The sequence below is a fragment of the Streptomyces sp. NPDC058326 genome, assembly GCF_042879855.1.
Lineage (GTDB): Bacteria > Actinomycetota > Actinomycetes > Streptomycetales > Streptomycetaceae > Streptomyces.
In genome coordinates this window covers 518099-531739 of sequence record NZ_JBHVZO010000003.1, presented here as the reverse complement: position 1 = coordinate 531739, position 13641 = coordinate 518099, and the positions used below count along the sequence as shown (strand labels likewise).

Annotated in this window: 7 protein-coding genes and 1 tRNA gene; 2 read left to right on the top strand and 6 right to left on the bottom strand. The window is 71.6% G+C overall.

Features of this window, described 5'->3' with window-relative positions:
* Nucleotides 1-271 precede the first annotated feature (271 nt).
* Complete coding sequence (locus ACFVYX_RS08090; RefSeq protein WP_389680493.1) at nucleotides 272-2008, top strand: DUF262 domain-containing protein; 1737 nt, start codon at nucleotides 272-274, stop codon at nucleotides 2006-2008.
* Nucleotides 2009-2053: 45 nt separating this feature from the next.
* The gene (locus ACFVYX_RS08085) at nucleotides 2054-3316 is read left to right on the top strand and encodes a type II toxin-antitoxin system HipA family toxin (RefSeq protein WP_389680492.1); all 1263 of its coding nucleotides are present in this window, start codon (nucleotides 2054-2056) and stop codon (nucleotides 3314-3316) included.
* 232 nt (nucleotides 3317-3548) lie between these two features.
* Here the strand turns inward: ACFVYX_RS08085 and ACFVYX_RS08080 are convergent.
* From ACFVYX_RS08080 to ACFVYX_RS08055, 6 genes are all read right to left on the bottom strand, one after another.
* Nucleotides 3549-3622, bottom strand: a tRNA-Thr gene (locus tag ACFVYX_RS08080).
* 85 nt (nucleotides 3623-3707) lie between these two features.
* Nucleotides 3708-5258 (bottom strand): alpha/beta hydrolase, encoded by a 1551-nt coding sequence (locus ACFVYX_RS08075; protein ID WP_389680491.1) that lies wholly within the window; start codon nucleotides 5256-5258, stop codon nucleotides 3708-3710.
* Between the two features lie 64 nt (nucleotides 5259-5322).
* A complete protein-coding gene (locus ACFVYX_RS08070; RefSeq protein WP_389680490.1) occupies nucleotides 5323-6525 on the bottom strand; it encodes a DNA polymerase III subunit delta' in 1203 nt (400 codons plus the stop codon).
* A gap of 132 nt (nucleotides 6526-6657) precedes the next feature.
* Nucleotides 6658-10128, bottom strand: a complete 3471-nt coding sequence (gene tmk, locus ACFVYX_RS08065; RefSeq protein ID WP_389680489.1) for a dTMP kinase — start codon at nucleotides 10126-10128, stop codon at nucleotides 6658-6660.
* Nucleotides 10129-10258: 130 nt separating this feature from the next.
* Entirely contained in the window at nucleotides 10259-13105 is a 2847-nt protein-coding gene (gene topA / locus ACFVYX_RS08060) for a type I DNA topoisomerase (RefSeq protein ID WP_389680488.1), read from the bottom strand.
* Between the two features lie 226 nt (nucleotides 13106-13331).
* The gene (locus ACFVYX_RS08055; protein WP_389680487.1) at nucleotides 13332-13529 is read right to left on the bottom strand and encodes a hypothetical protein; all 198 of its coding nucleotides are present in this window, start codon (nucleotides 13527-13529) and stop codon (nucleotides 13332-13334) included.
* Nucleotides 13530-13641: the final 112 nt, after the last annotated feature.

The window sequence follows — 13641 nt, the reverse complement described above, 5'->3', positions numbered from 1 at the left end:
CCACCAAGGAAGTCGGACCGCACCGCCACCCACCGTCCCCGGACCCGGGACTCCCCCGCGAACCTCGCGGCACAGCCCCTCGGACTCCCGCCGGACACCGTCCCGGGGCCTGCGGCTCGCTGCCCTCCCGTTCGACATCCCCTCGGCGACGAGGAGCCGGCTGGGCCCATGAGCGGGCAAACCACCGGACCTGCCGGCGCGGAGATGGAACAATTGCCCTGCCGCAGGTCGCATCCGATCGAGATCACCCCACATGCCCTTGGAGGCATCCATGACGACGACCAGCCCCGGGGGACTCGAGGCACAGCCCACTGCCACCACTTACGAGCTGGGGGACTTGATCCCGCTGGCGTGGGGCGGTCGCATCCGTGTGCCCCACTTCCAGCGCGACTTCCGCTGGCAGAGCCAGGATGTCCTGCGTCTCTTCGACAGCATCGTCAAGGGCTACCCCATCGGCAACCTGCTGTTGTGGGTGCGCAGGCAGCAGGCGGAGGAGTTCATGCTGGGCCGGCTCCGGCTGGCGGCGCCCGCGCACGACGAGTCGCTCTGGGTCGTGGACGGGCAGCAGCGCCTGACGAGCCTGGCCAACGCCCTGAGCACCGAGGGCCACCCTTACAAGCCCTTCAACGTGTTCTACGACCTGGCCGCGAAGGAGTTCGTGGAGAGCCCGCAGACTCTGGAGCCCCACCACATCGCCCTTCCCGTGCTGTTCGATCTGAAGAAGCTGCTCAGCTGGTTCCGGACCGACGGTTTGACTGCTTCCGAGTACTTCGACGAGGCCGAGCGGGTGGCCACCACGCTTCGGCAGTACAAGGTCCCCGCGTACCTCGTGCGACAGGACGACAGGGCCGTCCTCACCGACATTTTCGACCGGATGAACAACTTCGGCCGCAAGCTGAACCGTGGCGAGATCTTCTCCGCGCTGTACTCGGGCGAGGAGAAGGGGGCTGACGAACGTCTGACGCTGGCCAGGATCTCGGACAACGTCGCGGCCCGAACCGGCTTCGGCAGCATTGACAGCGGCACCGTGCTCGCGTCGGTGCTGGCTCGGCGCGGCCCGGATCCCATGCGGGACATTCGTGTGGAATTCTCCGTGACGGGGCGCCGCACACAGTCGGAGTTCCCTGACGAGGACGAGCCGACGGCGTTCTCCCAGGGTGAGGAGGCCATGGTCCGAGCAGTCAACTTCCTGATCCAGGAAGCCGGCGTGCCCCACATCTCCTTGCTGCCCTATCGGGCCCTGCTCGTGACTCTGACGCGCTTCTACGCCCACTTCCCCCATCCGCGGCCCAACAATCTCCGCTTGCTCCGGCGGCTGTACTGGCGGCTCTCGCTCGTCGGACCCATGGTCTTCAGAGGAAGTTTCACCCAGTTCAGCCGCACGCTCGGCGGGAAGATCCGGCCCGACGACGAGGAGGGGTCTCTCCGCGCCATGCTGGCCACCATCTCCGACGCGAGCCCCGTGCTGCCCAGCGCTGACCGCTTCCGCACCAACGAGGCAACGACGAAGATCATCCTGAGCGCCTGGTGGTCTCTGGGACCCCGCTCGCTCACCACGGGCGAAGTCCTGGACGCGCAGAGCCTCAATGCCCTGCTGGAACAGGACAGGACCGCGGCGAACGCTGCCCCGATGATCTACCCGCGGATCAAGGACGCGAGGTCGAGGCTGTCGCCCGCAAATCGGCTGTTCCTGCCCACGAGCGTGGACCCCGTTTCCGAGCTCCCGGCCGCCATCGCAAGGCAGCCGCTCGACATCGACGACGAGACCTGGGACGCCGTACTCACCTCTCACCAGCTCGACCGTGATGTCGCCGCCCTGGCGGATCGGGATCGCGACGCCTTCCTGGCAACCCGTCAGGAACGCATCCGTGAGCAGTTGAACGACTTCATCCACCGCATGGCGGAGTGGGCCTATGAGGACACTCCCTCGTTGGACGCGTTGGATCTCGACGACGAGTTCGACGATCTGGAAGAAGACGACGTACCTCGCGTCCCCGAAGGGTACTGACCGTCAGATCAGCAGCCGCCACCCAGCGAAACGGACCACCCCACGATGGCCACCCCTTCTGAGATCTTCTACGCGGTTCTCCTCCACGGACGGCGCATCGGGACGCTGTGCCAGAAGGGTGACTACACCCGCTTCGTGATGAACAACCACTACTTGGAGGACCCGCAGCGATTCGTCCTCGGCCTGCGGTTCGAGGAAAACCTCAAAGCACCGTACGCGTCCGCCCTGCGGCTCCCCAAATGGTTCTCCAACCTGCTCCCCGAAGGCCCCCTGCGCGAATGGATTGCCGACGCCCGGGGCGTGTCCCTCGACCGAGAGATGGAACTGCTGGCACAGGTCGGCCATGACCTGCCGGGAGCCGTCCAGGTGCTGCGAGCAGAAGGACCGGAAGACGGCTGGGAGTGGCAGGACCCGTCGACGGGTGGGGAGCAGTCTTCCGAGGGAGAGGGGAACCGCTCCCCCTGGCGCTTCTCCCTGGCGGGGGTAGCCCTGAAGTTCTCCATGCTTGCGCACGGCGACCGGCTGACGGTGCCGGCCGCCGGAGAGGTCGGCGACTGGCTGGTCAAGTTCCCCGACTACAGACATGCGGACGTGCCGCGCAACGAGTTTGCGATGATGTCCCTCGCCAAGTCGGTCGGCATCGATGTGCCCGACGTACGTCTGCTCCATCGCGACCAGCTCGAAGGGCTGCCCGACCGCATGTGGCCCAACGCCGAGGAGTGGGCATATGCCGTACGGCGCTTCGATCGCGCCACGGACGGCAGCCGGTCACGGATTCACATCGAGGACTTCGCACAGGTGCGGGACAAGTACCCGCAGGACAAATATCTCTCGACCTTCGAGACCGTCGCAGCGATTTCGTATCGAGGCCAGGACGTGGACGCCCTTCGCGAGGCAGCACGCCGGATCGCGTTCTCCGTCGCCGTCGGGAACGGCGACGCCCATCTGAAGAACTGGTCCCTCATCTATCGCGATGGCCGCACCCCCGCGCTGTCACCGGTGTACGACCTCGTGTCGACGGTGCCCTACACCCCGCGCGACGAACTGGAAGACCTGGGAATGAAGTTCGGCGGCAGCAAGGACTTCGCCAGGGTGAAGCTTTCCGCGTTCGAGCGACTCGAAGGCACATTGGATCGAAAATTCGGTGTCTTCGGCGCCCATCTCGCAGCTACGGCGGAAGATACGGTCCGCGCTGTCCGAGAGAACTGGCCCGCCCACGAGGAAACCCTTTCGGCCAATGCCCCGCTCCGTGCCACGGTGGGTTCCTGGATCTCCGAAACCACGGCCCGCCTCCTCGGCAAGCCTTGATCAGACGCTGCATGATCCTCGGCTCGCCGGTGCCTGCCCGGGAGGAAGGGCACTCTCATCTGCATGCAGAGGACTGAAGCCACGCCCTGCCCCGGCTCCGGCGAGCCAAGCCCCCCGTGGCCGAGACCACAGGGAGATCACGGACAGCGGGGCGGCCCGTCGGATGCTCCGGCGTCGTATTCGGGCATGAAAAAGCCCCAGGTCACGGCGAGTGAGTCCTGGGGCTGATCCGAGCCGCCTTCGGGATTCGAACCCGAGACCTACGCATTACGAGTGCGTTGCTCTGGCCAACTGAGCTAAGGCGGCTTGCCGTGCAGACCCATGTTGGGTGCAGCAGCGCCGCCAAGTCTACACAGTTTCCCGGGGTGCTCCGACCACCCCCGGATCATGGCTATGAGCAGCGCTTTCCGTCCTGCGGAGCGGTGCCTTCCAGGAGGTAGGTGTTGATCGCCGTGTCGATGCAGTCGCTGCCCCGGCCGTACGCGGTGTGGCCGTCGCCCTCGTAGGTCAGGAGGGTGCCGGAGGAGAGCTGGCCGGCGAGGGACTGGGCCCACTTGTACGGGGTGGCCGGGTCGCGGGTGGTGCCGACGACCAGGATCGGGGCGGCGCCCTCGGCGGTGATGCGGTGGGGGCGGCCGGTGGGCCGGGTCGGCCAGGAGGTGCAGTTGAGGGCCGCCCAGGCGAGGCCCTTGCCGAAGACCGGGGACGCCTTCTCGAAGGACGGGACGGCCTTCTGGACGTCGGCGGGGCCCGTGTAGGCGGGCGGCAGGTCCAGGCAGTTCACGGCGGCGTTGGCGGACATGAGGTTGGCGTACGTGCCGTCCGCCTCACGCTCGTAGTAGCTGTCGGCCAGCGCGAGGAGGCCCGAGCCCTCGCCGCCGATCGCCCGGGTGAGGGCCTCGCGCAGCTGGGGCCAGGCGCCCTCGTCGTACATCGCCGCGATCACGCCGGTGGTGGCGAGCGACTCGCCGAGCGGGCGGCTCTCGCCGGTGGGCACGGGCTCGGCGTCCACGTCGCGGAAGAACTTCTTCAACGCCTCGCCCGCGGCCTCGACCGAGCCGGTGCCCAGGGGGCAGTCCGGCTGCCGCACGCAGTCGGCGGCGAAGGCCCGGAAGGAGGTCTCGAAGCCGGCGGTCTGGTCGCGGTTCAGGTCGATCGCCGGCAGCGAGGGGTCCATCGCCCCGTCGAGGACGAGGCGGCCGACCCGGTCCGGGAAGAGTTCCGCGTAGGTGGCGCCGAGGAAGGTGCCGTACGACGCCCCCACGTAGCTGAGCTTCGCGTCGCCGAGCACCGCCCGCAGGACGTCCATGTCGCGGGCCGTCTCGACGGTGGAGACGTGCGGCAGGATCTTCCCCGAGCGCTTCTCGCAGCCCGCCGCGAACTCCTTGAAGGCGGCGCTCAGCGCGTTGACCTCCGCCCTGTCGTCGGGCGTCTGGTCGACCTGCGTGTACGTGTCCATCCGCGGGCCCGTCAGACACTCGACGGGCTCGCTGCGGGCGACACCGCGCGGGTCCACGGCCACCATGTCGTAGCGGGCGCGGACGGGTGCGGGGTAGCCGATGCCCGCGTACCCCTGGAGGTAGCCGACGGCGGAGCCGCCGGGGCCGCCCGGGTTGACGAGGAGCGAACCGAGCCGCTTGCCGGGGCCGGTCGCCCGGACGCGGGAGACGGCCAGCTCGATCTCGCCCCCGTCCGGCTTCGCGTAGTCGAGCGGGGCGCGCAGGGTGGCGCACTGGAAGCCCGCGACTCCGCAGTCACGCCAGGTCAGCCTCTGGGCGTAGAACTTCTTCAGCGCCCCGGCGTCCGCCGACGCCGAGGGGGCCGACCGGGCCGCCGTGGTGCGGGACGCCGCCGCGTCGCCTCCGCCCGTGCAGCCGGAGAGGATCAGCCCGGCGGCCGCGAGGGCCGTGGCGGACGTACGGAGCAAGCGCCTGGAGTCCATTCCCGGAGCGTATCCGGACCGGCACACATCGTGTCCAATCGTGCCGTGTCCCCTCGTCGCCGGGTCAGCCCCGCAGCGCCAGGGTCATGGCCTCCACGGCGAGCAGCGGTGCCACGTTCCGGTCGAGGGCCTCGCGGCAGGCCAGGGTCGCCTCGATACGGCGGAGGGTCCGCTCCGGGGTGGTGTCGCGGGCGATCCGCTCCAGCGCGTCCCGCACGTCCGCGTTGGCGATGGCCGAGCGCGAGCGCAGCTGGAGGGCGAGTACGTCGCGGTAGAAGCCGGTCAGGTCGCTGAGCGCGAGGTCCAGGCTGTCGATCTGCGTCCGCTTCTTCCGCCGCTTCTGGTCGGCCTCCAGGTCCTTCATCACACCGGCCGTGCCGCGCGGCAGCCGCCCCCCGGGGCCCACACCGAGAGCCGCTTTCAGCTCTTCCGTCTCCTTGGAGTCGGCCTCCTCCGCCACCTGGTTGGCGTCCTCCGTCGCCGTGTCGATCAGCTCCTGGGCCGCCTTCAGACAACCGCCGACGTCGTCGATCCGCAGCGGCACCTTGAGGACGGCGGCTCTGCGCGCGCGGGCCCGCTCGTCGGTGGCGAGCCGCCGGGCCCGGTCGATGTGCCCCTGGGTGGCCCGAGCGGCGGCGTGGGCCGTCTCCGGTTCGATGCCGTCGCGCCGTACGAGCACGTCGGCGACCGCGTCCACCGGGGGCGTCCGGAGGTTCAGGTGGCGGCAGCGGGAGCGGATCGTGGGCAGCACGTCCTCGATCGAGGACGCGCAGAGCAGCCAGACGGTGCGGGGCGCGGGCTCCTCCACGGCCTTCAGGACCGCGTTGGCCGACTTCTCGTTCAGCCGCTCGGCGTCGGCCACGAGGATGACCTGCCAGCGGCCGTTCGCCGGCGCCGTGTAGGACTTGCGGACGGTGTCGCGCATGTCCTCGACCCGGACGACGGCACCGACCGCGGTGACCGTGGTGATGTCGGCGTGGGTGCCGACGAGTGCCGTGTGACAGCCGGTGCAGAACCCACAGCCCGGCGCGCCGCCGTGCGCCCGGTCGGGGCTCACGCACTGCAGCGCGGCGGCGAACGCCCGCGCCGCGGTCTTCACCCCGGATCCCGGCGGACCGGTGAAGAGCCACGCGTGGGTCATCTGCGACGCCTCGGGCTCGGGCTCTCCTGCGGCATGGGCCGTGACGAACGCGTCGGCGTCCCGCGCGGCGGCGGCGAGCTGCTCCTCGACACGCGTCTGTCCGACCAGGTCGTCCCATACGGCCATGTCTGCCCCTCCTCAGGTACGCCCTCCATTGTGGGGCAGTCCTCTGACAAGCCCCGCCGGACGGCGGAGGGGCCCGTCTCCGGAGCGATCAGGGCGCCCGGTGCGGGCCGGCCGGCCCGCACCGGGCGGCGGTCAGCGGCGGCGCCGGGGGCTCTCGCCCTCGTCGTCGTGCGGGCCGAACAGCTCGTCCGCCAGCGTCGGCAGGTCGTCGAGCGGGGTCTCCTCGGCCCAGTCGGAGCGGCTGCGCGGCCGGCCGTTCTCGTCGAGCTGGGGCAGCTCACGGGTCCGGTCGTTGGCCCCGTGCCGATCCTCGCGCGCGTCCCGGAAGATGCCCTGCGGGACCCGGCCGGTGGGGTCGGACGCCGGGGTGTCCCGTACGGGAGGGAGGACGGCGGTCGCCTCGGTGTCCCGTACGGGGGGCAGAACGGCGGTCTCGTCGGCGCCGCGCTCCTCACTGACCTGGGGCAGGACGGCCGTCTCGGCCTCCGGCTCCGGGAGCTTCACGATCGGCGTGGCCACGGTGACCTCGTCGGGCGAGACGGTGGGCGCGTCATCGGCACGAGAGTCCGTACGCGGGTCCGCACGCGGATCCGTACGCGGGTCCGCAGGCGATGCCTTGCGCGGGTCCGGCTTCGAGAAGTCCGGCTTCACGATCGGGGTCGCGACGGTGACCTCGTTCGCGGACTCCTCAGCCGCACGCGCGGCGCGAGCGGCCTGCTCGGCAGCCGCCTTCTCGGCCGCCACCCGCTCGGCCGCGGCCCGCTCGACGGCGGCCTTCTCCGCCACCGCCCGCTCGGCAGCCGCCTTCTCCTCGGCGGCCACCTTCGCCGCGGCCGCCTGCTCCGCCGCCTTCTTCTCGGCCGCGGCCCGCTCCCGGGCAGCCTTCGCCGCCTCGGCCCGCCGCACCGCGGCCTGCTCGGCAGCGGCCCGTTCGGCCGCCGCGCGCTCCGCCGCGGCCTTGGCGGCGGCCTCGGCCGCGACCTTCTCCGCGGCCGCCTTCGCCGCGGCTTCCTCCGCCGCCTTCGCGGCCGCGGCGGCCTCGGCCATCCGGCGGGCCTCCTCGGCCCGGAGCAGGGCCTCTTCCGCCTTGCGCTGCTTCTCCAGGCGACGTTCCTCCGCCTCGGCCCGCAGCCGGGCCTCCTCCTCGGCCTCCTTGCGGAGTCGTTCCTGCTCCTCCGCGCGGGCCTTCTCCTCGGCGGCGAGCCTCCTGCGCTCCTCCTCGGCGGCGGCCTCGGCGGCGAGCCGGGCCTCCTCGGCCTTCCGCCGGGCCTCCTCCGCCTGCCGTTCGGCCTCCAGACGGCGCGCCTCTTCCTCCTCGCGCCGCTTGCGCTCCTCCTCCTCGGCGCGCAGCTTGGCGAGCTGCTCCTGGCGCTCGCGCTCCAGGCGCTCCTCCTCGGCCTTGCGGGCGGCTTCCTCCTCCGCCCGGCGGCGCGCCTCCTCCTCGGCCTTCCTGCGGGCCTCCTCGACGGCCTTCACCTCGGCCTCGGAGAGCGGCAGCATCCGGTCGAGCCGGTGGCGTACGACGGTGGTGACGGCCTCGGGCTCCTGACCGGCGTCGACGACGAGGTAGCGGCTGGGGTCGGCGGCGGCGAGGGCGAGGAATCCGGCCCGTACGCGCGCGTGGAACTCGGGCGGCTCGGACTCCAGGCGGTCGGGCGCCTCGGTGAAGCGTTCCCGCGCGGTCTCCGGGGAGACGTCGAGGACGACGGTCAGGTGCGGTACGAGTCCGTCCGTGGCCCAGCGTGAGATGCGGGAGATCTCGGTCGGGGACAGGTCACGGCCCGCGCCCTGGTAGGCCACCGACGAGTCGATGTACCGGTCGGAGAGGACGATGGCGCCCCGCTCCAGGGCCGGCCGGACCAGGGAGTCGACGTGTTCGGCGCGGTCGGCCGCGTACAGCAGGGCCTCGGCGCGGTTGGAGAGCCCGGCCGACGACACGTCGAGGAGGATCGAGCGGAGCCGCTTGCCGATCGGGGTGGCGCCGGGTTCGCGGGTGACGACGACCTCGTGGCCCTTGGCGCGGATCCACTCGGCGAGCGCCTCGATCTGGGTGGACTTGCCGGCCCCGTCGCCGCCTTCGAGGGCGATGAAGAAGCCGGTCGCGGAGGGCGCCTGCGCCGGGTCGGAGCCGCGCAGCGCGTCGCGCAGGTCGCGGCGGAGCGGGACGCCCGCCCGGTCGTCGGTCTTCGCGAGGACGAGCGCGGCGACGGGCAGCAGCAGGGCGCCGATCAGCGCGAGGGTGAAGGCGGCGCCGCCGTGCGCGAGGACGAGGTCGCCGGAGGCGAGGCGGTGCGGGCCGATCGCGGCGGCGAGCAGCGGGGCGGCGAGCGCGCCGATGCCCATGCCGACGCGGGCGGCGGCCTGGAGGTGCTCGGTGGTCCGGTCCCTGCGGGGCTCCTCGGTCTCCTGGTCGACGAGGGTGTGGCCGGTGTTCGCGGCGACTCCGGCCGCGTATCCGGCGAGGACGGCGAGGAGCAGCACGGTCGCCGTGTCCGGCACCAGGCCCATCGCGATCAGGGCGACGCCGGTGACGGCGGTCGCGAGGGCGAGGAGCCGGCGCCGGGACAGCACGGGCAGGACGGAGCCCGCGGTGCGGATGCCGACGGCGGTGGCACCGCTGAGCGCGAGGATCAGCAGGGCGTACGTGACGGGGCCGCCGCCCAGGTCGAAGGCGTGGAGGACGGCGACGGACGCGGCGGCGGCGATGGCCCCGGCGACGGTGGCGCAGGTCAGGACCAGCGGCTGCAGGGCTCCGGTGCGGCCCTTCTCCGCGGCCGGCCGGCGCAGACCCTCCAGGGGCGAACGGGGCCTGGGCGTCTCCCCGCCGGGCAGCGTCAGCGCGTACAGGACGGTGACGGAGGCGGCGAAGAGTCCGGCGGCGACGTACGAGCCGAGGGCGGCCTGGTGCTGGGAGAACCAGTCGAGTCCGACGCCGAGCAGCTTGCCGACGAGGGTGGCGACGAGCAGCACGGCGGCGGCGGCCGGGGCGGCGAGGAAGCCGGTGCGCTGGGAGAGCCGGCGCAGCGCGCCGAGGTGGTCGGGCAGCGGTCGTACCGCCCCGCCCTCGATCGGCGGCGCGGGCAGCAGCGCGGGGGCGGCGCCTTCACGGCTGATCGTCCAGAGGCGCTCGGCGGCGCCCGCGACGAAGACGGTGCCGAGCAGGTACCAGAGGGCGCTGCCGGGGACCCACTCGATCCACAGGGGTGCGATGACGAGCAGCGCGATCCGGACACCGTCGGCGCCGATCATGGTCCAGCGCCGGTCGAGTGCGCCGCCGGGCCCGGTGAGCGCGGTCAGCGGTCCGAGGAGGACGGCCCCGAAGAGGACCGAGGCCAGCAGGCGCGTGCCGACGACGGCGGCCACGGCGAAGGCCGCGCCCCGCTCACCCCCTCCGAGCGCGCCCTCGGAGACGGCCGCCTGGAGGCCGAGGAGGACGAGGACCAGGAGAGCGAGGGCGTCACCGGTGCTGCCGGCGAGGTGCGCGCTCCACAGCCGGCGCAGCGGCTGATGGCGCAACAGGGCGCGTACGGCACGCTCCCTCGAATCCGCGACGAGTGCGGCGTCGGAATCGCCGAGGCGGTCTGGCTGCTCTGCTCGCGTCATCCGTCCACCCTATCCGGACGGCCCGGGCCGCAGCGGCCTGCGCCCGAACATCCGGACGAGCCTGTGACAGGACGAACGGTGGGGGTGGAGGAACCCGCCTCCACCCCCACCGTTCACGTTCCCGGGAGGACTACTCCGGCTTCGCCGCCGCGGTCTTCTTGGCGGCGGTCGTCTTCGCCGCCGTCTTCTTCGCGGCCGTGGTCTTGGCGGCGGTGGTCTTCTTCGCCGCCGTCTTCGTGGCCGTCTTCTTCGCGGTCGTCTTCTTGGCCGTGGTGGTCTTCTTGGCCGGGGCCTTCTTGGCGGTCTTCTTCGCCGGTCCCTTGGCCCGCTTCTCGGCGAGGAGCTCGTACCCGCGCTCCGGCGTGATCGTCTCCACGCTGTCGTCGGTCCGCAGGGTGGCGTTGGTCTCGCCGTCCGTCACGTACGGGCCGAAGCGCCCGTCCTTGACGACCACGGGCTTCTCGCTGACCGGGTCGGTGCCCAGCTCCTTCAGCGGCGGCTTGGCCGCGGCCCGGCCCCGCTGCTTCGGCTGGGCGTAGATCGCCAGCGCCTCTTCGAGGGTGATGGTGAAGAGCTGTTCCTCGTCGGTGAGCGACCGCGAGTCCGTGCCCTTCTTCAGGTACGGGCCGTAGCGGCCGTTCTGCGCGGTGATCTCGACGCCCTCGGCGTCCGCGCCGACGACCCGGGGCAGGGACATCAGCCGGAGCGCGTCCTCCAGGGTGACGGTGTCGAGGGTCATCGACTTGAAGAGGGAGGCCGTGCGCGGCTTCACCGCGTTCTTGCCGGTCTTCGGGGTGCCCTCGGGCAGGATCTCGGTGACGTACGGGCCGTAGCGACCGTCCTTCGCGACGATCTGGTGCCCGGTGGCCGGGTCGGCGCCCAGCTCGAAGTCACCGCTCGGCTTGGCGAGCAGCTCCTCGGCGAGCTCGACGGTCAGCTCGTCGGGCGCGAGGTCCTCGGGGACGTCGGCCCGCTGGTGGCCCTCGGCCTCCTTCTCGCCGCGCTCGACGTACGGGCCGTAGCGGCCGACGCGCAGCACGATGTCGTTGCCGACGGGGAAGGAGGAGATCTCGCGGGCGTCGATGGCGCCGAGGTCGGTGACGAGTTCCTTGAGGCCACCGAGGTGGTCGCCGTCGCCGTTCCCGGCGTCCGCGGCGCCGCCGGAGGCGGCCTTGCCCTCCTCGGCACCGAAGTAGAAGCGCTTCAGCCACGGCACGGACTGGGCCTCGCCGCGTGCGATGCGGTCGAGGTCGTCCTCCATCCTGGCGGTGAAGTCGTAGTCGACGAGCCGCCCGAAGTGCTTCTCCAGGAGGTTGACGACGGCGAAGCTCAGGAAGGACGGCACGAGCGCCGTGCCCTTCTTGAAGACGTAGCCGCGGTCGAGGATGGTGCCGATGATCGACGCGTACGTCGACGGGCGGCCGATCTCGCGCTCTTCGAGCTCCTTGACCAGGGAGGCCTCGGTGTAGCGGGCCGGCGGCTTGGTCGCGTGGCCGTCCGCGGTGATCTCGTCGGCGGTCAGCGCGTCGCCCTGGGCGACCTGCGGCAGGCGCCGCTCGCGGTCGTCGAGCTCCGCGTTCGGGTCGTCGGCGCCTTCGACGTACGCCTTCATGAAGCCGTGGAAGGTGATCGTCTTGCCGGACGCGCTGAACTCGGCGTCCCGGCCGTCGGCGGCGCGGCCGCCGATCTTCACGGTGACGGAGTTGCCGGTCGCGTCCTTCATCTGGGAAGCGACGGTCCGCTTCCAGATGAGCTCGTAGAGCCGGAACTGGTCGCCGGTCAGGCCGGTCTCCGCCGGGGTGCGGAAACGATCACCCGAAGGCCGGATCGCCTCGTGCGCCTCCTGCGCGTTCTTGACCTTGCCCGCGTAGACGCGCGGCTTCTCCGGCAGGTAGTCGGCGCCGTACAGCTGCGTGACCTGCGCCCGCGCCGCCGCGACGGCGGTGTCGGACAGGATCGTGGAGTCCGTACGCATGTAGGTGATGAAGCCGTTCTCGTACAGCTTCTGCGCCACCTGCATGGTCGCCTTCGCACCGAAGCCCAGCTTGCGGCTCGCCTCCTGCTGGAGGGTGGTGGTCCGGAAGGGGGCGTACGGGGAGCGGCGGTACGGCTTCGACTCGACCGAACGCACGGAGAACGCGGTGTCGGCGAGCGCGGCGGCCAGTGCCCGGGCGTTCGCCTCGTCCAGGTGGAGTACGGCCTCGCTCTTCAGGCGGCCGTCGGCGCCGAAGTCACGGCCCTGCGCCACCCGCTTGCCGTCGACCGCCGCGAGGCGCGCGACCAGCTGGGACGGGTCCGAGGCGTCACCGGAGCGGCCGGTGCCGAAGGTGCCGGTGAGGTCCCAGTACTCGGCGGAACGGAAGGCGATGCGCTCGCGCTCCCGCTCGACGACGAGCCGGGTGGCGACGGACTGCACGCGGCCGGCGGAGAGCCGCGGCATGACCTTCTTCCACAGGACCGGCGAGACCTCGTAGCCGTACAGCCGGTCGAGGATGCGGCGGGTCTCCTGGGCGTCGACCATGCGCTGGTTCAGCTCGCGCGGGTTGGCGACGGCCTCGCGGATCGCGTCCTTGGTGATCTCGTGGAAGACCATCCGGTGGACCGGGACCTTGGGCTTCAGGACTTCCTGGAGGTGCCACGCGATGGCCTCGCCCTCGCGGTCCTCATCGGTGGCGAGGTAGAGCTCGTCGGATTCGGCGAGGAGCTCCTTGAGCTTCCTGACCTGTGCCTTCTTGTCGGCGTTGACGACGTAGATGGGCTGGAAGTCGTGCTCGACGTCGACTCCGAGGCGGCGCACCTCACCGGTGTACTTCTCGGGCACCTCGGCGGCGCCGCTGGGGAGGTCTCGGATGTGCCCGACACTCGCCTCGACGACGTAGCCCGGGCCGAGGTAACCCTTGATCGTCTTCGCCTTGGCAGGCGACTCGACGATGACGAGTCGGCGGCCGCCGTGTGCGGCTTCGCTGGTCGGGGACAACTTCGCTCTTCTCTCCGGATCGACACTCTCTTGGCACGTACGGCGCTGGCACGCACGGCAGCGGCACGGACGGTGACGCTCCCGTCGCTGCGGAGTGTGACGGTACAACCCGCCCCCGTGTCAAACGGCGAAAGCCCGCAACGGCCACTCGAACGGTAACCCGAGTCCTGGCATTCCTGCCGCCCGGAGTCCCGGTCGGGCGGGGCGGGGCGTCCGCGCCGGAGGTTCAGAGCCTGCCGAAGCACCAGACGCCGAGGACGAGAGAGGCGGCGCCGAAGAGACCCGTCAGCGCGACCGCGGTCCCCGGGGCGACCCCGTACGCGACGGGCTCGCGGTGCATCGCCCGCACCGTGGTCCACAGCAGCAGCGCGCCTCCGAACAGCGTGAACGCCGCCCCCGCGAAAATCGCCGGCCCGCTCTCCATGCCCGTACCCCGTTCCGTCCACGTGCGGTGTTCGTCTCCCGGAGCCGAGGCTGACACCTCCGGGCGTCCTCGGCGCGAATTCCGGGTGAACGACGCGGGCAGTCCCGTACGG

Excerpts from the sequence above, each read along its gene's own strand:
- ACFVYX_RS08090 (WP_389680493.1), top strand. The coding sequence starts at position 272 with ATGACGACGACCAGCCCCGGGGGACTCGAGGCACAGCCCACTGCCACC.
- ACFVYX_RS08085 (WP_389680492.1), top strand. The coding sequence starts at position 2,054 with ATGGCCACCCCTTCTGAGATCTTCTACGCGGTTCTCCTCCACGGACGG.
- ACFVYX_RS08075 (WP_389680491.1), bottom strand. The coding sequence starts at position 5,258 with ATGGACTCCAGGCGCTTGCTCCGTACGTCCGCCACGGCCCTCGCGGCC.
- ACFVYX_RS08070 (WP_389680490.1), bottom strand. The coding sequence starts at position 6,525 with ATGGCCGTATGGGACGACCTGGTCGGACAGACGCGTGTCGAGGAGCAG.
- tmk (WP_389680489.1), bottom strand. The coding sequence starts at position 10,128 with ATGACGCGAGCAGAGCAGCCAGACCGCCTCGGCGATTCCGACGCCGCA.
- ACFVYX_RS08055 (WP_389680487.1), bottom strand. The coding sequence starts at position 13,529 with ATGGAGAGCGGGCCGGCGATTTTCGCGGGGGCGGCGTTCACGCTGTTC.